The organism is Agrobacterium tumefaciens (assembly GCF_031801495.1).
Lineage (GTDB): Bacteria > Pseudomonadota > Alphaproteobacteria > Rhizobiales > Rhizobiaceae > Agrobacterium > Agrobacterium tumefaciens_K.
This window is the reverse complement of sequence record NZ_JAOEGC010000001.1, coordinates 1,867,999-1,889,032: the sequence shown is the minus strand read 5'-3', so window position 1 is coordinate 1,889,032 and position 21,034 is coordinate 1,867,999. Positions and strand designations below refer to the sequence as shown.

The window sequence follows — 21,034 nt, the reverse complement described above, 5'->3', positions numbered from 1 at the left end:
GATCATGAACGTCACAATTCTGGGAGCCGGCGTCGTCGGCGTGACATCCGCCTGGTATCTGGCCAAGGCCGGACACAAGGTGACGGTGATCGACCGCCAGCCAGCCGCCGCACTTGAAACCAGCTTCGCCAATGCGGGCGAAGTGTCTCCCGGTTACTCCTCGCCATGGGCCGCACCGGGCATTCCGGTCAAGGCGATGAAGTGGCTGTTCATGAAACACGCGCCGCTCATCATCCGCCCGACGACCGACCCGGCGGCATGGCGTTGGATGACGCAGATGTTGCGCAACTGCACATCGGCCCGCTACGCCATCAACAAGAGCCGCATGGTGCGCATCGCCGAATACAGCCGAGACTGCCTGATGGCGCTGCGCGACGAAACCGGCATCCAGTATGACCAGCGTATGCAGGGAACACTGGAAGTCTTCCGGACGCAAAAACAGTTCGACGCCATCGGCAAGGACGTCGACGTCCTGACGGCAGGCGGTGTGCCGTTCGAAATTCTCGACCGCGACGGCTGCGCCGCCATCGAACCCGGACTTTCTCCCGCCAAGGAAAAGATCGTCGGCGGCCTGCGCCTTCCCGGCGACGAAACCGGCGACTGCTTCGTGTTCACCTCCGAACTGGCGCGCATGGCGCAAGAAGCGGGCGTGACCTTCATCTACGATACCGGCATCATGCGCCCCATCGTCGAGGCAGGCCGTATCAAGGCCGTCGAGACGACCAAGGGTCTGATCGAAGCCGACGTCTTTGTCGCGGCCCTCGGCAGCTATTCACCGCAGTTCGTACGCCAGCTCGGCCTCGATCTGCCTGTCTATCCGGTCAAGGGTTACTCCATCACCGTACCGATCGTGAAGGAAGAACGCGCGCCCGTCTCGACCGTCATGGATGAAACGTACAAGGTCGCCATTACCCGCCTGGGCTCACGCATCCGCGTTGGCGGCATGGCGGAAATAGCAGGCTTCAGCAAGGATCTGCCTGCCGTTCGGCAGGAGACGCTGACACACTCTGTGGAAGACCTGTTTGGTGGCGCCGGAGATCAGACACAGGCGAAATTCTGGTGCGGCCTGCGCCCGATGACGCCCGACGGTACTCCGGTGATCGGCCCGACGCGCTACAGCAACCTTTATCTCAACACCGGCCACGGCACGCTCGGCTGGACCATGTCCTGCGGTTCCGCACGCGTTCTGGCAGACCTTATCAGCGGTGAAAAGCCGGAAATCGACACCCACGACCTCGCCATCAGCCGCTATACGGCCTGACGATTGCCCAAAGGTCGAACAGCAACCTGCCCGCTTCCGTCACACGCGCACTCTTTCCTTCGTTATCCTCGGGGCAAGTCCGTAGGATAACGTCAGTGGGTATATGCACCTGCGGGTCACAACCGACAACGCTGCATGGAATGCAAGCTCGCGCTCTATCCTAAAGCGCCAGCGCATCCTTGAGCGCAAGGCCCTCCTTCATGCGAAGGTCGAGATCGGCTTCGATATGGTCGATATGATGCAGCATGAGCGAGCGGGCCTTTGCCGCATCGCCAGCCTCCAGCGCGTCGAGAAGGTCGGCATGTTCGTTGTGCCCGCAGCTCGAAACGCCTGAACGTCCATAAAGCGCGATGACGAGGGATGAGCGGGCCACAAGCTCATCCATGAATTTTTCAAGGATAGCATTCCCGGCCACCGCCGCCAGCATCAGATGGAAATCGCCGGATGCCTTGATTTCGGCCCGTCTTGCCATCGGTCCACGTTCGTGCTGATGGCGCGTTTCTTCATCAAGATGATCGCGGAGCTGCTTCACGGTCGCCGGCGTCAGCCGTTCGATGGCCGCATCCACGATGCCCGGCTCGATCAGGCGGCGCGAGGCGAAAACCTGCCGTGCCTCGTCCGGCGTCGGGTTGGAGACGAAGGCGCCGCGGTTGCGCTCGGCCCGCACCAGCCCCTCGAAGGCCAGCATCTGAAGTGCCGCACGCACCACGGTGCGGCTGACATCGAACAGCGTTCCGACTTCCGATTCAGAAAGCTTGGTCCCCGGTGCCAGACGCCGGTCCACGATCGCATCACGCAGCGTGTCGCGAATGGCCTGTGCACGGTCTTCCTGTGTCTGATCGGCTGGCGGGGCTATGTGGGCAAGGCTCATGGAGGTGTCCTGTTTCCACAGTTTTAGCGCGAAGCACGGTCAGCGCAAACAGGAATCGTCCAGCGAGCCGCGAAAACATTGTATACAATTTTGTGCACAGCTGGAAACGATAGCGCGTTTTTTGTGCATGCAACCCGCCAAGATGTCGCCTTCTTCTCTCTACTCAAAATTAAATGAAGGAATTCCAGAGCTTTAGCGTGCACCGCGCCCAACTGGCACGACTTATGCACCGGAAGAGGCGATCAAAAGAGGGAAATGCATGAGCAAAGCCGCTGAAATCGACATCGCTTCCGTTTCCAAGATCTATGGCAACACGACCGCCGTGCACGCCATCAGCCTGAAGATACCGGCTGGAAGCTATTGCTGCCTGCTTGGCCCGTCAGGCTGTGGCAAGACCTCGACCTTGCGCATGATCGCAGGCCACGAAAGCATCTCCAGCGGCGATGTGCGGCTTGGAAACACGGTCGTCACGGACCTGCCGCCCGCCAAACGCGGCACGGCGATGATGTTCCAGTCCTACGCACTGTTCCCCCATCTCGATCTCGTTGACAACGTGGCCTTCAGCCTCAAGATGAAGGGCATCGACAAGGAAACGCGCCGCGCCAAGGCGCTCGACATGCTGAAGCTGATGCAGCTCGAGCCCTATGCCACCCGTCGCCCTGCACAGCTTTCAGGCGGACAGCAGCAGCGTGTGGCACTGGCCCGCGCCCTGATTACCGATCCTGAAGCGCTTCTGCTGGACGAGCCGCTTTCTGCCCTCGACCCATTTCTTAAAATCCGCATGCGCGCCGAGCTGAAAAAGCTGCAGACGTCACTCGGCATCACCTTCGTGCACGTCACCCACAGCCAGGAAGAGGCGATGGCGCTGGCCGATATCATCGTCGTGATGAACGACGGCAGGATCGAGCAGGCGGCAACGCCGCGCGAGGTTTTCGAACGGCCTGCCACCGCGTTCGTCGCCCGCTTCATGGGCGACCACAACGTTATTTCCGGTCGCCTGAAGGAGCAGGGCGGTGATGTCGCCACGATGGAAGTGGTCAGTGGCGGCACCTTCATCGGCAACGGCTTTGTATCGGATGGCGACCGCATGGACATCGCCGTCAGAACTGACCGTGTGCGTGTGGGCGAACCGGAGCAGCCGGGCCTCGGCTTCACCGGCATTGTCTCGAATGTCGAATATCGCGGCGGCAGCGTGAAGATCGCCGTCACCGGCGCCGGTATCGAGGATTTCAACGTCATCCTGAGCGACGTCGCCTTCTTCGAAAACCCGATCAAGGTCGGCGACGCCATACCGCTTTCATGGAATGCGGCCGATCCCATCGTGCTCGGCCGGGTAGAGAAGTGACCCCAAAAAATAACCAGAGGAGAACTTTGAAATGACCGACAACTCCAAAACCAAGGGTGGCCTTTCCCGTCGTGGCCTGCTGAAAGCGGGTGCAGCCGCCACAGGTGCGGCAATCGGCTCGGGCCTCATCACCGGCTTCCCGACGATCTGGGCACAGAACCCGATCACGCTGCGCCAGTTCGGCACCGGCGTTTCGAACCTCAATGCCATTGCCGAAAAGTGCAAGGCCGACCTCGGCATCACGCTTGAAATGACCGCAACGGACAGCGACGCCGCCGCCCAGCGCGCCGTGACCCAGCCGAATTCCTACGACATCGCCGACATCGAATACTGGATCCTCAAGAAGGTTTACCCGGCGGGCGTCATCCAGCCGATGGAAATCAAGAAGCTGAAATACTACGACAAGATCGTGCCGCTGTTCAAAAACGGCAAGCTGAAGCCGGACAGCGTCGTGGCGCAGGGTACCGCGCCGCACACGGTCGGCTTCGTAGAAAAGCCCGGCGACAAGACGTTCGCCAAGGGTGAAACCGAATATTTCACCATGGTTCCGACCATCTACAACGCCGATACGCTCGGCATCCGCCCGGATCTCGTCGGCCGTGATATCACCAGCTGGGCCGATATCATGGACCCCAAGTTCAAGGGCAAGACCTCGATCCTGAACATTCCGTCCATCGGCATCATGGATGCGGCGATGATCATGGAGGCCATGGGCAACCTCAAATATGCCGACAAGGGCAACATGACCAAGGAAGAGATCGACAAGACGATCGACTTCCTCATCAAGGCCAAGAAGGACGGCCAGTTCCGCGCCTTCTGGAAAAGCTTCGATGAAAGCGTCAACCTCATGGCGTCGGGTGAAGTCATCATCCAGTCCATGTGGTCGCCGGCTGTCGCAGCCGTCCGCTCCAAGGGCATCGCCTGCAAATACCAGCCGCTGAAGGAAGGTTACCGTTCGTGGGGCGGCGGTCTCGGCCTTGCCAAGCACCTGTCCGGTGCAAAACTCGATGCGGCCTATGAGTACATCAACTGGTACACCTCCGGTTGGGTTGGCGCGTATCTCAACCGTCAGGGTTACTACTCCGCTGCCATGGATACTGCAAAGGAACACATGACAGCCGACGAGTGGGGTTACTGGGTCGAAGGCAAGCCCGCGCAGGGCGATATCGTCGCCCCCGACGGCAAGGTCATGGAAAAGGCAGGCGCAGTGCGCGATGGCGGCTCCTTCGAGGAGCGCATGGGCAAGGTCGCGTGCTGGAACTCCGTGATGGACGAAGACCGCTACATGGTCCGTCGCTGGAACGAGTTCATCGCAGCCTAATGCATTCTAAGCAAAGCCCGGCGGCGAGTCTCGCCGCCGGTGCCTCGGCAAATTCAGCGAAAGGCTCGATCATGGCGACAGTCAGATTCATCGGTGTCAGCGAAAAGACGGACAAGCCGGCACGCAGTTTCGTGCTGCCGCAAAAACTGGTGTCCTATATCCAGGCCACGCCGCTTTTGCTGATCCTCGGCTTTTTCCTGCTTTTGCCGATTGCCATGATCGCCGTCGTCAGTTTCTGGGACTACGATTTCGCCCAGATGTATCCGGATTTCGTGACCTTCAACTACACGGAAACGCTGGGCTCGTGGGTCACATGGCAGACCTACATCAACACACTGAAATTCGCGGCCGTCGTGTGGGCGATCACGCTGTTCGTCGGTTTCTGGGTCGCTTACTTCCTCGCCTTCCACATCCGCACCACCACAATGCAGATGGTGCTGTTTCTCATCTGCACCGTGCCGTTTCTGACATCGAACATCATCCGCATGATTTCGTGGATACCCGTTCTGGGGCGCAACGGGCTGGTCAACAGCGCACTCGTCGGCACCGGCATCATCCCCGCGCCTATCGAATGGCTGCTTTATTCGGATTTCGCCGTGGTACTGGCCATGGTGCACCTCTACACACTGTTTATGGTCACGCCGATCTTCAACACGCTGATGCGCATCGATAAATCGCTGATCGAAGCGGCGCGCGACGCCGGTGCCACGAGCTGGCAGATTCTCTCCAACGTCATCATCCCGCTGGCCAAACCCGGCATGGCAATCGGCACCATCTTCGTCGTGACGCTGGTGATGGCGGATTTCTCCACCGTTCAGGTCATGTCCGGCGGGCAAAGTGCCTCTGTCGCATTGATGATGAAAAACCAGATGTCGCTGCTGCAATATCCGGCCGCTGCCGCCAACGCCGTCATCCTGCTTATCCTCGTTCTTCTGATGGTCGCAGGCATCCTCCGCATCGTCGATATCCGCAAGGAGCTGTGACCCATGCATTCCGAAAAACGCGGCCGCGAGTTCTATGTCCTGTCCTTCTTTTTCATCCTGTTCGTGCTGTTTCTCTACGGCCCGCTGTCGGCGATCCTGATCCTTGCCTTTCAAGGGCCGAACGGTGGCCTCACTTTCCCGCTGAACGGCGTGTCGGTGCACTGGTTCGGCAATCTGTTCGAACAGCAGGCCGTCGGCGATTTCGGCGGTTCCTTCCGCCGCTCATTTGGCCTAGGGCTGATGGTCATGATCGTCACAGTGCTGGTTTCGCTTCTGGCGGGGCTTGCTTTCCGCCGTAAATTTATCGGCGCAACGCCGCTGTTCTATCTCTCCGTCGCCAGCCTCGTGGTGCCGTCGATCATCATTTCGCTCGGCATCGGCGTGCTTTTCCAGCAGCTTGGGCTGGAACCTTCATGGTACACATCCGCTTTCGGCGCGCATCTGACGTGGACGCTGCCCTTCGGCGTGCTTATCATGTTCGCCGTCTTCAACCGCTTTTCGCCGTCCTACGAGGAAGCTGCCCGCGATCTCGGCGCGTCTTCTTGGCAGACCTTCGCCCATGTGGTGTTGCCGATGATCGCACCGAGCCTGATCGGCGTCGGCCTGTTCGGCTTCACGCTTTCCTATGACGAGTTCGCCCGCACGCTGATGACCGCCGGCACCTACAACACCCTGCCGCTGGAAATCTATGGCATGACCACCAACGTCACAACGCCGGTACTTTACGCGCTGGGAGCCGTGACAACCCTGTTCTCCTTTCTGGTGATTGCCGCTACGCTTGGACTGATCGTCACCATGAACCGCCGCCGTTCGCGCGGATAAAGAAACGTAACATGCGCATCCTCGTCATCAATCCGAATACCACGCAATCCATGACCGCAACCATCGCCGACGCGGCAACGCGGGCGGCGACTAAGGAAACGGAAATCCTCGCCGTCACCTCCTCCATGGGGCCGGTGTCCATCGAAGGGTATTATGACGAGGTTTTTGCCATACCCGGCCTGCTGATCGAAATCGCAAAGGCCGAGCAGCTTGGCGCAAAAGCGGCCGTCATCGCCTGTTTCGATGATACGGGGCTGGACGCCGCCCGCGCACTCGCCAATATCCCCGTCATCGGCATCTGCGAGGCGGCTGTCGCCACTGCCGCCTTCATCGCGCAACGCTTTACCGTCGTCACCACCATGGAGCGCTCGCGCCTGCCGGTGGAGCATCTGGTGCATCGATACGGCATGGGCGGACGCGCCAAGGTGCGCGCGGCAGATATTCCCGTTCTTTCACTGGAAGACCCGACGTCGGACGCACTGCCGCGCCTGCGGGCGGAAATCGCCGCTGCGCTCAGTGAAGACAAGGCCGAAGCCATCGTCCTTGGTTGCGCGGGCATGGCAGACCTTGCCGCCAATCTCTCGAAGGAATTCGGCGTGCCGGTGATCGATGGTGTTTCCGCGGCCGTCAAACATGCCGAAACGCTTGTGTCGCTTGGTCTTTCCACCGCCAAGCGCGGCGCTTACGCCACGCCCATCGACAAACCCTATACCGGCCTGATGGGTGCCTTCGCCCCGGCACGGCTCATAGCATCATGACTGACAACGCAGACATCCGCCCGCTGACGCTTGAAGAAGCGGAAACGCTGGTCGGCTGGGCGAAAGACGAAGGCTGGAACCCGGGCCTTCATGACGCCGAACGGTTTTACGCCTTCGATCCGCAGGGATTTATCGGCTGCATCGTCGACGGCGAACTGGCAGCGGGAATCTCGGCGATTTCCTACGATGGCGGCTTCGGGTTCATCGGTCTTTACATCTGCCGCCCGGACATGCGCGGCAAGGGCATCGGCAGACGGGTATGGGATGCGGGTATAGCGCGGCTCGATGGCCACGTCATCGGTCTGGATGGCGTGCCGGAACAGCAGGCGAACTATGCCGCCATGGGTTTCCAGCCGACGTACCGCACATGGCGCTGGAGCAGTTTGCTGGCGTCGGCGACCATGCCAGACTCGACAACCTCAAACCTCTCCTCCTCCGACGCAACGATGGGTGCGGAACTCGTAGCCTTCGACAGGCTCTTCTTCCCCGCACCCCGAGACACCTTCGTGGGTGAATGGACAAAGGCGCCGCACGAAACCGTCGTCATGCGCCGCGGCGATGTCATATGCGGTTACGGCGTGTTGCGCCGCTGCGTGGACGGTTTCAAGATCGGGCCGCTCTTTGCCGAAACGGATGCGGACGCGGTTGCGATCTTCCGGCAACTGGCGAGACGAGCGAACGGGGGACCCATCCATATCGACGTTCCCGAACCGGCAGCAGGCTTTTCGGCCTTCCTGCAAAAGAGCGGCTTTGCCAGAGGCTTCGTCACCGCACGCATGTATAAAGGCGCGCCTCCCCGCATTCCGCAAGCAGGCATATATGGCATCACCACACTCGAACTCGGCTAGGTAACGTCCCCCGGAAAACGCCCGAAGTCCGCCACAATTCGTTCAGCGACCATTCAGCAGAGGCACACTATTTCTTAACCATCGAATTCAAACAGGCAGCGATCTGCCACCTGGATGGGAAAACAAATGTCGTCCTTTGCAGCAAAAACAGTTCTGGCCATTGCGGTCGCCGCCGCCACGATCGTGCCTTTCAACACCGCCTCGGCGGGTGACCGCGACCGTCGCGACGCAGCACTTCTCGGTGGCGTTCTCGGCCTTGCCGCCGGTGTCGCCGTCGGTTCCGCGCTGTCCAACAGAGGCCCGGCCTATGACGAGCCGGTTTATGTCGATCCGCCAGTTCGCCATTACGCCGCACCGCAGCCGGTCTACCTCGATGAGGAGCCGGACTATCGCGACTACCGCCCGGCACCGCGCCCCGTCTATCGCGCTCAGCCCGTCTATGACTCCGGCCGGGATTATTATCAGCCGCGCCGCACCTATCGGACCATCGAGCCGTGGACCAACGCCTGGTACGACTATTGCTCGCAGCGTTACCGGAGCTTCAACTCCCGCACCGGCACCTTCGTCGGTAATGACGGCCAGAACCATTTCTGTGTCGCAGGCTAAGGCCTTGGTCATCCTCGCCCTTGAGGCGAGGATCCACAACGATGCACAGCATGAATCCACGGGTCAGGCCCGAGGATGACGTCTAGTGTGGCGATACCTTCAGTAGCAAGGGCCGCAACGAGCATCTTTTCACGCAGCACCATTCTTCACGTAATCCGCGCGGTTGATACCGTGGCGCTGAAGCTTGTCGTAAAACGTCTTGCGGGCAATGCCGAGTGCCGCGATCGTCTCGGCCACATCACCATTCGACCGATCCAGCGTTTCGCGGATGATCCGTGCCTCAAGCTCATCCAAGCGTTGCGGCAAGGTGCCGGTTTCGTAAACGCCCGGCTCTGAAACGGCGGCCGGTGCAACGCCCGTTTCCAGCCCCAGCACAACACGCTCGGCAAAATGGCCAAGTTCGCGCACGTTGCCGGGCCAGTCGTGGTCGCGCAGATGGCGCGAAATTCCACCGCCGATCTGCGGCACCGGCATGTTGAAGCGGTTCGCGGCCTTGGCCACGAAATGCGAGAACAGGAGCGGAATATCCGCCTTTCGCTCGCGAAGCGGCGGAATGGAAAGCGTCACCACGTTCAGCCTGTAATAAAGATCCTCGCGGAACGTGCCGCGTTCGGCCGGATCGCCGAGATCGACCTTTGCCGCCGCCACCACCCGGATATCGACCGGTCGCTCCTCGTTCGAACCGAGCGGCGAAACCTCACGCATTTCCAGAACGCGCAGCATCTTCACCTGCACGGCGAGCGGCATGCTTTCGATCTCATCGAGGAACAGTGTGCCGCCGCTGGAATGCTCTATGCGCCCCACCCGCTTTTTCTGCGCCCCGGTAAAGGCTCCCGGCTCATGGCCGAAAAGCTCGCTCTCGATCACCGTTTCCGGCAGTGCCCCGCAATTCAGCGCCACGAAATTTCCCCGGGAGCGGCGTTTGCTCCACCGGTGCAGCGCGGTGGCCACCACCTCCTTGCCGCTGCCGGTTTCACCCGCCACCAGCACGTCGACATCGGTGTCGGCAATATGGCGAAGCGTGGTGCGCAGGCGCTCCATGGCAGGCGTCTGGCCGATCAGCGGCAGGTCGTCCTCGGCTTGGGCAGCGGCGCGACGCAATGATCGATTCTCGAGCACAAGACGCCGTTTTTCCAGCGCCCGGCGGGCGCTTTCCACCATACGTTCCGCCGGAAAGGGCTTTGCGATGAAATCATAGGCACCGTCATGCAGCGCATCGACGGCCATCGGCACATCGCCATGGCCGGTGATGAGAATGACCGGCAGGTCGGCATCGATCCTGCGCACCCTCTCGAAAAATTCGAGGCCGGTCATGCCTGGCATGCGCACATCGGTAATGACGATACCGTCGAAATCGTCGCGCAGCGCCTCCAGCGCCTGTTCGGCGCGCGGGAAGGATGTCACGGCCAGTCCGTCCAGTTCCAGCGTCTGCGTCATCGCCTTTCGCAACTGGGAGTCGTCGTCCACCAGAAAAATGGTGCCATTGGTCGTCATGTCAGGCTCGCTTCAGATAAACGGAAAAACAGGCGCCCTTTTCGCTGCTTTCCACGCCGATACGCCCGCCATAATCGGAGGCGATGTCGTTGGAAATGACCAGCCCGAGGCCAAGGCCGCTTTCCTTGGAAGTATTGAAGGGTGAAAACAGCTGCTTGAGGATGTCTTGCGGAATGCCGGTGCCGTTGTCAGAAATGCTGAGAACGGCCATATCGCCCTCTTCCGAAACCTTCACATCGACCCTGGCATTCTCAATATTTTCAGTAGCTTCCAAAGCATTCTGTAACAGGTTTATAACGATCTGCTCAAGCCGGATGCGGCTGCCCAGCACCTTCATCTCCGGGTCCGGCAACGCGATCGCCAGAGCGTCCATGCGACCGGAAAAGCGGCTGCGCAGCAGCATCACCGCACCTTCGATGACAAGGCGCAGGCTCACCGGTTCGGCGGCGGTTCGGCCCTTGCGGGCGAGGATTTTCAGGTCGCCGGTAATCGTGCCGATGCGTTCGGTCAGCGCCGCGATATTCTCGAGGTTATCGGTCGCTTCGGCCTTCCGGTCGCGCTTCAGCAGCGTACGCGCATTGTCGGCAAAGGCGCGGATCGTCGCGACCGGCTGATTGATCTCGTGCGCCACCCCAGCCGCAACCTGCCCCAGAATGGAAAGCCGGTTGGCCTGCACCAGTTCGTGCTGGACGTTGCGCAGCTCGCCGGTCGTTTTTTCGTGCAGCGCAATCTCAGCCTGAAGGTGATCCCGGGTTTTCGTCAGATCGCGGGTGCGCTCCTGCACCTTCTGCTCAAGCTCGGCACGGGCGTTCTGCTCTTCTTCCTTTTCACGCAACGCCTTGTGACGACGCCACAGCCAGAGCGCCGAGAGAGCCATCAGCGGCATCAGCGTCGCAACGGCAACGACCCTGCCCTCACGAACGGCGGCGGCCAGCGCAGGCGCAATGGGCTGAAGATAGTGCAGCGTCCAGGCCGTCGTCGGCACCGGCATTTCAAGCCGCAGGTAATCCCCCCGCTCCTTCAACGGCCCATCGACATGCAGCAGCGTTAAATCATCCACCGCGTTCCTCACCGGACGGAACGGCAGCAGTGACAGCGTTTCGCTGCCGAATTGCAGGCTCTCGGAGATTTGCCTGCGTCGCGCCTCGCCAATCGGCGCGATGGTCCTGAAACGCCAGTCCGGCACGCTCGTCATCAACACGACGCCATCCCGGTCGACGACATAGACGGGCTTGCCGCCGATCGTCCAATCGGTTTCCAGCCGGTTGAACTCTACCTTGGCAATGACGACACCCAGCGCCCGCCCGTCCGCCGTATCGATACGACGGGAAATATAAAGGCCGGGCCTGCGACTGACATTACCGAGCGCATAATGCTCGGCCATGCCGTTTTTCATCGCGCCCTGAAAATATTCGCGGAAAGCATAGACGGAACCGACGAAGCTCTCCGGCAGTCGCCAGTTGCTGGAGGCGATCGTCAAGCCGTCAGGTCCGGTCACGTAAATGACGGACGCCTGCGTTCCCTCGATCAATCCTTCCAGCTTCCGGTTCAACCGGTCCACCGCCACGGGTTCGCCGCCATCGAGCGCGCTGGCAAGATCGGGATCGCCGGAAAGCACCAGCGGAATGGCGCGTGGCCGCTCGAGCGCCACGTTCAGGAGCGCGATCTTGAGTTCGGCATCGGTCGACGCCTCGAAGGCCGCCGTCTTCATGGCACGCGAACGCGCCAGCTCATCGGTCGCCAGCAGGATGCCCAGGCTCGCAAGCAGCCACAGACCGCCAAGCGCCAGCCATTGCGCCCGCCGCCTCGATTGCGCTCCGTGTGTTTCCATCCTGTTGCTCATGACCGCATTGTGCGGATTTACACACAAAGCACAAGACGAGATGTCCGGAGTTCCGCACAAACATCCGCAACGAGCCATGCCTTCATAAAAAATAATATTTTAAATCATATCGTTACAGCGAATACGCACATCTGGCATGCATATTGCTTATGACTCCTCAACCGGCTTCAAGCCGTCAACGTCGCGGCGAACCCGGGAGGCCACTAGGCAGGGTTCAAGCCGAGGAGGAAAAGACATGATCGATTCGACAGCCGTGGCCGCAGGCCACGCAAAACAGCCATTCTACAAGCACCTCTATTTCCAGGTTCTGGTTGCCATCATCGCCGGCATCGCGCTCGGACATTTCTACCCGACGTTCGGCGAACAGCTGAAGCCACTCGGCGACGGCTTCATCCGCCTCGTCAAGATGATTATCGCACCCGTGATCTTCCTGACCGTCGCAACCGGCATCGCCGGCATGAATGACATGAAGAAGGTTGGGCGCGTCGCCGGCAAGGCGATGATCTACTTTCTCGTCTTCTCGACCCTTGCGCTGATCGTCGGCCTCATCGTCGCCAACACCGTTCAGCCGGGCGCCGGCATGAACATCGACCCCGCAACACTGGATGCCAAGGCCGTCGCGACCTACGCCGACAAGGCTCATGAGCAGACCATCACCGGCTTCCTGATGAACATCATCCCGACGACCATCGTCGGTGCGTTCGCCAGCGGCGACATCCTTCAGGTCCTGTTCTTCTCGGTGCTGTTCGGTATCGCGCTCGGCATCGTTGGCGAGAAGGGTCAGCCCGTCGTCGATTTCATGCACGCCCTGATGTACCCGATCTTCAAGCTGGTCGCGATCCTGATGAAGGCCGCTCCCATCGGTGCGTTCGGCGCCATGGCCTTCACCATCGGCAAATACGGCATTTCTTCCGTCACCAACCTCGCCATGCTGATCGGCACCTTCTACGTCACGTCCTTCCTGTTCGTGTTTATCGTTCTGGGCGCTGTCTGCCGTTACAACGGTTTCTCCATCGTCGCGCTTATTCGCTACATCAAGGAAGAATTGCTGCTGGTTCTCGGTACGTCCTCTTCGGAAGCTGCCCTTCCCGGTTTGATGAGCAAGATGGAAAAGGCGGGCTGCAAGCGCTCCGTCGTGGGCCTCGTCATTCCCACCGGCTACTCCTTCAACCTTGACGGCACCAACATCTACATGACGCTGGCGGCGCTGTTCATCGCGCAGGCAACGGGTATCGACCTGTCCTTCGGCGAACAGGTTCTGCTTCTGCTCGTCGCGATGCTGTCGTCCAAGGGCGCCGCAGGCATCACCGGTGCGGGCTTCATCACGCTTGCCGCCACGCTTTCGGTTGTTCCTTCGGTTCCGGTCGCCGGTATGGCGCTCATCCTCGGCATCGACCGCTTCATGTCGGAATGCCGCGCACTCACCAACTTCGTCGGCAATGCGGTGGCCACCATTGTCGTTGCCCGCTGGGAAGGAGAACTCGATCAGGCGCAGCTTACCCGCGTTCTGAGCGGTGAGGAAAACGTCTCGGGCATCGCGGATGTGGATGTCGTTCCGGCATCGGTACAGCCCGCGGAATAACAACAATAAGACCTCCCAGGGTCAGGCCTGCCGCGACCGAACTCAGGCGATCGCGGCAGGCCAATTGAAAAGCCGGGGCACCGATCAGATGCTCCGGCTTTTTTTGTCTTCGGGTTTTCGAGGTCAGGCCAGAACCATGTGGCCTGGCGAAACCTCCCGGTACTGTCGTTCCGGCGGGACATAACCGGCCGGACGTATCGGGCTTTTCAGCTCATCTATCGCAGCATTGCGGCGAATACCGCGCCGTGCCGGATCCGGAACCGGAACCGCCGCCATCAGCTTTTTCGTATAGGCATGCTGCGGATTGGCAAAGATCGCCGCACGCGGACCGATCTCGACGATCTCTCCCAGATACATCACCGCAACGCGGTGGCTGACCCTTTCGACCACCGCCATGTCATGGCTGATGAAAAGGAAGGCGATCTTGAACTGCTCCTGCAGGTCCATCAGCAGATTACAGACCTGCGCCTTGATCGACACATCGAGCGCCGAGACGCTTTCATCCGCAACGATGACTTTCGGGTTCAGCGCCAGCGCACGGGCAATCGCCACGCGCTGCCGCTGACCGCCGGAAAACTCGTGCGGATACCTGTCCATCATCGCAGACGACAGGCCGACACGCTCCAGAAGGTCCGCCGTCTTGGCCCGCGCCTCGAATGACGAGGCGATGCGGTGTTTTATCATCGGCTCGGCAACCGCCGCCCCTACAGTCATACGCGGGTTAAGGCTCGAAAACGGGTCCTGAAAGATCATCTGCACGCTGCGACGCATGGCACGCAGCGTGGGCTGATCGAGTTTCAGCACATCGTAGCCGTCGAGCGAAACATCTCCGGAACGCGGCTCGACAAGACGGGTGATCGAGCGTCCCGTGGTGGACTTTCCGCAGCCAGATTCCCCAACAAGGGACAGCGTTTCCCCCTGGAACAGATCGAAGCTGACATTTTCCACCGCATGCACAGCACCCGTCACGCGACCGAACAGGCCGGAGCGGATAGGAAAGCGCGTCACCAGGTTCTTGACCGACAGAACCGGCGTCTTGCCGCCTTCCACCGTATCGGCAAGCGCCGGGCTGTCGCTGACCACGCCCGTTGCCATATCGACCTTGGGGAACCGCAGCGGCAAGGCATGGCCGTCCATCGAGCCGAGTTTCGGCACCGCGGCCAGCAGGGCACGGGTATAGGGGTGCTTGCCGCGATGGAAGATATCGGCGGTATCACCCGTTTCCACCTGATCGCCGCGGAACATGACGATGGTCCGGTCGGCGATTTCGGCAACCACGCCCATATCGTGCGTGATGAAGAGGACCGCCATGCCCTCCTCTTCCTGCAACTGTTTGATGAGGTCGAGGATCTGGCCCTGAATGGTCACGTCAAGCGCCGTCGTCGGCTCGTCGGCAATCAGCAGCTTGGGCCGCGACGCCAATGCCATGGCGATCATGACGCGCTGGCGCATGCCGCCGGAAAACTGATGCGGATACTCATCGAAACGACCGGCCGCATTGGGAATGCGGACCTTTTCGAGCAGCCGGATGGTTTCGGTTTTCGCCTCAGCCTTGTTCATGCCCTTGTGGCGTACAAGCACCTCTGAAATCTGTCGACCGATGGTGAAGACCGGGTTGAGCGATGTCATCGGCTCCTGGAAGATCATCGCCACGTCGTTGCCGCGCACATCACGCATTGCAGCCTCGGAAAGCGACAGGATATCCCTCCCGTTCAGTTCAATCGTGCCTTCGATACGGCTTGCGCGCGGATCGAGAAGCCGCATGACCGACAGCGAGGTCACGCTTTTCCCCGAACCGCTTTCTCCAACGATGGCGACGGTTTCACCCGCTTTTACGTCGAAGGAGAGATTGCGCACCACGCTTTTCCATTCGCCATCGACGCGGAAAGAGGTGGTGAGGTTCCTGACCGACAGGACCGTCACGGCGGATCTTGTTTCGCTCTCCGTCATATCTCACCTCCCCACGGCATAGGCTTGCATCAGGCGCGGGGTCGCCGCAGCTCTCAGAAGTCCGTCGGCATCGCGGCGTGCTGCAGTCAGACGGCCGACCGTCCACTCGTCTGCGACGGAAATATCGTGGCCACGGCTGCGCAATTCCTGAAGGGCCGCCTCGCCTATGCTCCTTTCGATCATCACATTGCCCGGCTGGCGGGTGCGTGGATAGAACGAGCCGGGGAAGTGGCTGGTGTGGAACAGCGGCAGGTCGATGGCTTCCTGAAGGTTCAGGCCGAAATGGGCATAACGCAGGAAGAAGGACAGCTGCCACTGGTCCTGCTGGTCGCCACCCGGCGTTCCAAAGGCCAGCGTCGGACGTCCTTCGAAAAGCGCCAGCGAAGGCGTCAGCGTCGTGCGCGGACGTTTTCCCGGCGCGAGCGAGGTCGGCAGACCGGGTTTCAACCAGAACATCTGGGCGCGGGAATTGAGGCAGAAGCCGAGACCCGGCACGATCGGCGAGGATTGCAGCCAGCCACCGGATGGCGTGACGGACACCATGTTGCCCTGGCGGTCGATGACATCGATATGCACCGTATCGCCGCGTTTTTCGGTGAGGTGAGACATGGTGGGCTCGTAGACCGCACCCGTTCCAGCCATCGAGTTGAGCATCGCCATCGTCAGGTCACGCTGGTTTTCCATGCCGGGAAGCGAGCCGGGACGCAGTTCCATGGAGGCTTTAGCCGTGATCAGCTTGCGGCGCTCGTCGTTATAGGCATCCGATAGCAGCGTTTCGACCGGCACCTGCGCAAATTCCGGATCGCCGTAATAGACCTCCCGGTCTGCATAAGCGAGCTTCATCGTCTCGACGACGGTGTGAACGAAATCCGGACCGGCAGGTTCCATCTTGCCAATGTCGATACCCTTCAGCAGCGCCAGCGATTGCAGAAGTACCGGTCCTTGCCCCCACGGGCCCGTCTTGGCAATGGTCCAGCCGTGATAATCATAGGTCGTCGGCGCTTCGATGGTCGCCTGCCAGCCTGCCATGTCGTCGGCCGTCAGCACGCCCTTGTGGCGATTGCCGCTGGCGTCCATTACTTCGGCGGTTTCGAGATAGGCGGCGATCTTTTCGGCGACGAAACCGCGATAGAACGCGTCACGGGCTGCCTCGATACCGGCCTCGCGGCCAGATTTTGCTTCCGCCTCGCTGACGATCCGCTTCCAGGTTTCGGCCAGAACCGGGTTCTTGAAGTTGGACAGCGGCTGCGGCACCGCGCCACCCGGAACCCACGTCTCATAGGACGTTGGCCATTCCTTTTGGAAGAAATCCGCCAGACCGGCGATGGAGGCGGAAACCCGCGCAAGCATGGGGTGGCCATTTTCGAGGTAGTAGATGGCTGGCTCCAGAACATCGCGCACCGTCATCGTGCCATAGTCACGCAGCATCAGCATCCAGCCATCGAATGCACCGGGAATGACCGTCGACAACAGGCCGTCACCGGGAATGATGTCGATGCCTTCCGCCTTGTAATGCTCGATGGTTGCTCCCGCGGGGGCAGGTCCCTGCGCGCAGATGACCTCTACCTTGTCCTTCTTTTTCGAATAAATGATGGCGGGCATATCGCCGCCCGGACCGTTCAGATGCGGCTCTAGAACCTGCAGCACGAAGCCGGTCGCAACGGCAGCGTCGAAGGCGTTGCCGCCCTTTTCGAGAATGCTCATGCCGACGGCCGAGGCGATCCAGTGTGTGGAGGTCACGACGCCGAACGTACCGAGGATTTCGGGGCGGGTTGTGAATGTGGTCATGTCTTTGTCCTTCGGTATGTCAGGTCTTAATGTTCACGCGGATCGAGCGCATCGCGCAGGCCATCGCCCAGCAGATTGAAGCCGATCACCACGAGGAAAATCGCAGCACCCGGCCACATGGCCATCCACGGTGCCTGCGAGAGGAAGTTCTTGGCGACGTTCAGCATCGAGCCCCAGCTTGCCGCCGGTGCCTGCTGGCCAAGGCCGAGGAAGGAAAGGCTGGCTTCGGCGATGATGGCGGTCGCCACCGTCAGCGTCGCCTGCACGATGATCGGCGGCACGATATTGGGGAGAATATAGCGCAGCATGATATCGCCGTGGCCGAGACCGATGGAGCGCGCCCCTTCGATGTAGTCCTCCGTCTTGACAGCCAGAACCTGCGCTCGCGTCAGACGGATGAAGATCGGCATGGCGGAAAGCCCGATGGCGATCATGGCGTTGGTCAGGCTCGGCCCGAGAAAGGCAGCCAGAGCAATCGCCATGATGAGGAACGGCATCGCCAGAAAGGCTTCCGTGATGCGCGAGATGACCTGATCCACCCATCCACCGAAATAGCCGGAAATCAGCCCGAACGGCACGCCGGTCAGAACGGCGATGGCAACAGAGATGACACCCGCCATCAGAGATGCCTGCGCACCCCAGATCATGCGTGAGAGAATGTCGCGGCCGATGTCGTCAGTACCAAGCCAATGGGCAGCGGACGGCGCCTTGCGGATCGCGCTCCAGCTCGTCGCATAAGGATCGGCCAGCGGCAGAAGGGGAGCCAGAACGGCAAGCAACGCGAAGAAGGTGATGATGATGAGCCCGGCGACAGCGCTCTTGTTGCGCTTCATCTTTTTCCAGGCGCGGCTTTCGGATCGCTTTTTCACGGGGCTGGCGACAGCTTGTACGGAAGCATTCATAGTGCGGTCCTCATACGCGGATTGAGGAGAACGGTGACGACATCGGCCAGGAGGTTCATGAGGATGAAACCGATGGCCGTGCACAGCACCACACCCTGCACGACCGCATAGTCGCGGGTGAAAACGGCATCAACGATCAGTTTGCCGAAGCCCGGAATGGTAAAGATCTGCTCCGTCAGCACGGCACCGGCCAGCAGTTCGCCGAACAGCAGCGCCGAAAGCGTTATGATCGGCAGAAGCGCGTTGCGGAACGAGTGGCTGAGGATCACCTGCCAGCTGGAAAGTCCCTTGGCGCGGGCGGTGCGGATATAATCCGACTTCATCACCGACAGCATGGCGGAGCGCGTGTGCCGCATCAGCGTGGCGGCAAGCGCATTGCCGAGAACAAAGGAGGGCATGATCATCGTCTGGATCGAGCGCACCGGATCGACAAAGATCGACTCGTAGCCGGAGGCGGGCAACCAGCCGAGTTGCACCGAGACAAGCAAGATCAGCATGATGCCGAGCCAGAAATTCGGAATGGAAAGCCCCGACAGCGCAACGATGTTGGATACGTAGTCGATCCAGGTGTTCTGCTTGACGGCGGCGAGAATGCCGATAGGCACGCCGATCACCAACGCAAAGAACATCGACATCACGGCAAGTTGGATCGTGACCGGCAATTTCTGCCCGATCAGTTCCAGAACCGGCTGGTTGGTTCTGAGCGAAATACCGAAGTCGCCCTGCAGGACCGAACCCAGCCAGTAGAAATACTGGTAAACGACCGGATCGTTCATCCGGTACTTTTCGCGCAGCAATTCGATGACTGCGGGATCGCGCTCTTCGCCCGCCATGGCCAGAATGGGATCACCCGGCAGAAGCTTCTGCAGCGAAAAGACGAAGATCGAGATGATGATAAGCGTGGGTATCGCTACCAGAAGCCGCTTGCCGATATAGATATGCATGGAACTGATCCTTGTGGCGCAAGCCTGGAGCCCCGCATGTTTCGTTGAAAACACACAGGCCCTCCAACATTCTGAAACTGCACATGGCCCCTGCCGAAAATTGGTTCCGACGTTCAGGCCGATGCTGCAGATACAGCCGGTCATCCGGCGCGGCTTAACGCCACGCCGGATTTATTTTCAAAGACTTACGATCCCTTCTTCACACCTGTCAGACGGATCATGCCGTCCGTGGAAGGTGTAAAGCCGGTGACCGCCTTGGAGGTGGCGTAAAGGTAGGCCTGATGGCCGAGGTAGATCAGCGGCAGATCCTCATCGAGGATTTTTGTCGCGGCATCGTACTTGACCTTGCGCACCGCATTGTCGGTCGAAGCGCGTGCCTCGTTCAGCAGCTTGTCGACCTCAGGGTTGCAATATTTCGTGTCGTTGATGCCGCCCTTGCAGGTGACGAACTGGTGGATGTTGCCGTCCGGATCGGAACGGCCGGACCAGTCGGAGCGCGACAGCACATAATTGCCCGCCGTCTGCTCGGAAAGCAGGGTCGCAAATTCGGTCGCCTTCAGCTTCACATCGAAACCGGCTTCCGCCGCCATCGCCTGGATGACCTGCATCATCTGCGTCTGGGTCGTGTTGTTGGCGTGTTGCAGCTCGATCTCGAAACGGTCGTAACCGGCCTCCTTCAGAAGTGCCTTTGCCTTCTCCACATCGCGGGCAGGAACAGGCACATCCTTGTTGTACCATGGGCTGATGGGCGGCCATGCCTGGTTGCCCGGCATTGCGGTGCCTTCGAAGACGACCTGATTGATGGCTTCGCGGTCGATGGACAGAGAGAAAGCCTGACGCAGGCGCTTGTCCTTGCCGAACGGGTTGTCCGCCTTCGGGCCATTGCCGATATTCGCGTACATTGCCATGTAACCCGGACCGACGATCTCGCCGTAGGTCAGATTGGCGTCTTCCTTCACCGATGCCGCGTCCGATGCCGAAATGCGCTCTGCCATGTCGAGATCGCCCGCACGAAGGTTGGCAAGACGCACGGTTGTGTCCGGGATCGGCAGGAACGTCACCTTGTCCAGATAGATGTTGTCCTTGTTCCAGTAGTCGGCGAACTTCTCCAGAACGATACGGTCCTGCTGGATGCGCTCGACGAATTTGAACGGGCCGGAGCAGACGGGTTTGGAGCCGAAATTCGCGCCGAGTTCCTTGCCAGCGGCAGGAGAAATCATCATTCCGGCGCGGTCGGAAAGCTGTGCCAGCAGGCTGGCATCCGGGCTTTTGAGGGTAAACTTTATCTGGTATTCACCGGTCGCCTCGATCTTCGCCACGGAAGCAAGTTCGCTCTTTCGGCGCGATTCCTGCAGCGTCATGTAGCGGTCGATGTTGTAGACGGCGGCTTCGGCGTTGAAGGGCGTGCCGTCATGGAAAACGGCGCCCTGGCGCAGATCCATGGTCAGCGTGCCGCCATTGTCGCCCCAGGCCCAGCTGGTTGCCAGCTGCGGAATGACGGCGAGGCTGTTGTCCAGATCGACAAGCTTGTCGCACAGGCTGGTATAGACGATGCGTCCCACGAATGTGCGGGACTGGGCGGGATCAAGCACGTCGGCATCGTCCTGAAGACCGATGCGCAGTTCGGCGGATAGCGCCGAGGAAGCCATCAGCACGCTGGCGAGCGCATAGGCGGAGAATCTTGCAAGTCGTTTCATATCGTTCGTCCTCTGGTGA

17 protein-coding genes are annotated in these 21,034 nt (G+C 60.3%); 9 read left to right on the top strand and 8 right to left on the bottom strand.

Features of this window, described 5'->3' with window-relative positions; all coding sequences use genetic code 11:
* Positions 1-4: 4 nt before the first annotated feature.
* Positions 5-1,261 (top strand): D-amino acid dehydrogenase, encoded by a 1,257-nt coding sequence (locus N7578_RS08735; RefSeq protein WP_311109879.1) that lies wholly within the window; start codon positions 5-7, stop codon positions 1,259-1,261.
* Positions 1,262-1,421: 160 nt separating this feature from the next.
* On the opposite strand, the gene N7578_RS08730 is transcribed toward N7578_RS08735, so the two are convergent.
* On the bottom strand, positions 1,422-2,132 hold the full coding sequence (locus N7578_RS08730) for a GntR family transcriptional regulator (RefSeq protein ID WP_311109878.1): 711 nt from the start codon (positions 2,130-2,132) through the stop codon (positions 1,422-1,424).
* A 259-nt stretch (positions 2,133-2,391) separates the two neighbouring features.
* On the opposite strand from N7578_RS08730, the gene N7578_RS08725 reads away from it, so the two are divergent.
* The 7 genes from N7578_RS08725 to N7578_RS08695 all read left to right on the top strand — a co-directional run bounded on the left by N7578_RS08725 (position 2,392) and on the right by N7578_RS08695 (position 8,815).
* Positions 2,392-3,477 carry an ABC transporter ATP-binding protein gene (locus N7578_RS08725; protein ID WP_311109877.1) on the top strand — a complete coding sequence of 362 codons (1,086 nt, stop codon included), beginning with the start codon at positions 2,392-2,394 and terminating at the stop codon, positions 3,475-3,477.
* Positions 3,478-3,508: 31 nt separating this feature from the next.
* Complete coding sequence (locus tag N7578_RS08720) at positions 3,509-4,798, top strand: PotD/PotF family extracellular solute-binding protein (RefSeq protein WP_311109876.1); 1,290 nt, start codon at positions 3,509-3,511, stop codon at positions 4,796-4,798.
* A gap of 71 nt (positions 4,799-4,869) precedes the next feature.
* On the top strand, positions 4,870-5,781 hold the full coding sequence (locus N7578_RS08715; protein WP_311109875.1) for an ABC transporter permease: 912 nt from the start codon (positions 4,870-4,872) through the stop codon (positions 5,779-5,781).
* A gap of 3 nt (positions 5,782-5,784) precedes the next feature.
* Positions 5,785-6,603, top strand: coding sequence for an ABC transporter permease (locus N7578_RS08710; RefSeq protein ID WP_311109874.1), 819 nt, complete (start codon positions 5,785-5,787; stop codon positions 6,601-6,603).
* Between the two features lie 11 nt (positions 6,604-6,614).
* Positions 6,615-7,361 carry an aspartate/glutamate racemase family protein gene (locus tag N7578_RS08705; RefSeq protein WP_311109873.1) on the top strand — a complete coding sequence of 249 codons (747 nt, stop codon included), beginning with the start codon at positions 6,615-6,617 and terminating at the stop codon, positions 7,359-7,361.
* Positions 7,358-8,209, top strand: a complete 852-nt coding sequence (locus N7578_RS08700; RefSeq protein WP_311109872.1) for a GNAT family N-acetyltransferase — start codon at positions 7,358-7,360, stop codon at positions 8,207-8,209. Before N7578_RS08705 ends, N7578_RS08700 begins: the two co-directional genes overlap by 4 nt.
* A 126-nt stretch (positions 8,210-8,335) precedes the next feature.
* Positions 8,336-8,815, top strand: coding sequence for a BA14K family protein (locus N7578_RS08695; protein ID WP_311109871.1), 480 nt, complete (start codon positions 8,336-8,338; stop codon positions 8,813-8,815).
* Between the two features lie 129 nt (positions 8,816-8,944).
* On the opposite strand, the gene N7578_RS08690 is transcribed toward N7578_RS08695, so the two are convergent.
* A complete protein-coding gene (locus N7578_RS08690) occupies positions 8,945-10,309 on the bottom strand; it encodes a sigma-54 dependent transcriptional regulator (RefSeq protein ID WP_311109870.1) in 1,365 nt (454 codons plus the stop codon).
* A gap of 1 nt (position 10,310) precedes the next feature.
* Positions 10,311-12,140 carry a sensor histidine kinase gene (locus N7578_RS08685; RefSeq protein ID WP_311109869.1) on the bottom strand — a complete coding sequence of 610 codons (1,830 nt, stop codon included), beginning with the start codon at positions 12,138-12,140 and terminating at the stop codon, positions 10,311-10,313.
* Positions 12,141-12,387: 247 nt separating this feature from the next.
* Between N7578_RS08685 and N7578_RS08680 the strand changes: the two genes are divergently transcribed.
* On the top strand, positions 12,388-13,734 hold the full coding sequence (locus N7578_RS08680; RefSeq protein ID WP_311109868.1) for a dicarboxylate/amino acid:cation symporter: 1,347 nt from the start codon (positions 12,388-12,390) through the stop codon (positions 13,732-13,734).
* Between the two features lie 123 nt (positions 13,735-13,857).
* Here the strand turns inward: N7578_RS08680 and N7578_RS08675 are convergent, their stop codons facing one another.
* The 5 genes from N7578_RS08675 to N7578_RS08655 all read right to left on the bottom strand — a co-directional run bounded on the left by N7578_RS08675 (position 13,858) and on the right by N7578_RS08655 (position 20,967).
* Complete coding sequence (locus N7578_RS08675; RefSeq protein ID WP_311109867.1) at positions 13,858-15,684, bottom strand: ABC transporter ATP-binding protein; 1,827 nt, start codon at positions 15,682-15,684, stop codon at positions 13,858-13,860.
* Positions 15,685-15,687: 3 nt separating this feature from the next.
* On the bottom strand, positions 15,688-17,472 hold the full coding sequence (locus N7578_RS08670) for a gamma-glutamyltransferase family protein (protein WP_311109866.1): 1,785 nt from the start codon (positions 17,470-17,472) through the stop codon (positions 15,688-15,690).
* Between the two features lie 26 nt (positions 17,473-17,498).
* Positions 17,499-18,374, bottom strand: coding sequence for an ABC transporter permease (locus tag N7578_RS08665; RefSeq protein ID WP_311109865.1), 876 nt, complete (start codon positions 18,372-18,374; stop codon positions 17,499-17,501).
* Entirely contained in the window at positions 18,371-19,318 is a 948-nt protein-coding gene (locus tag N7578_RS08660) for an ABC transporter permease (protein WP_311109864.1), read from the bottom strand. The genes N7578_RS08665 and N7578_RS08660 overlap by 4 nt, the downstream gene beginning before the upstream one ends.
* A 185-nt stretch (positions 19,319-19,503) precedes the next feature.
* Positions 19,504-20,967 (bottom strand): ABC transporter substrate-binding protein, encoded by a 1,464-nt coding sequence (locus tag N7578_RS08655; protein ID WP_422646692.1) that lies wholly within the window; start codon positions 20,965-20,967, stop codon positions 19,504-19,506.
* Positions 20,968-21,034 lie beyond the last annotated feature (67 nt).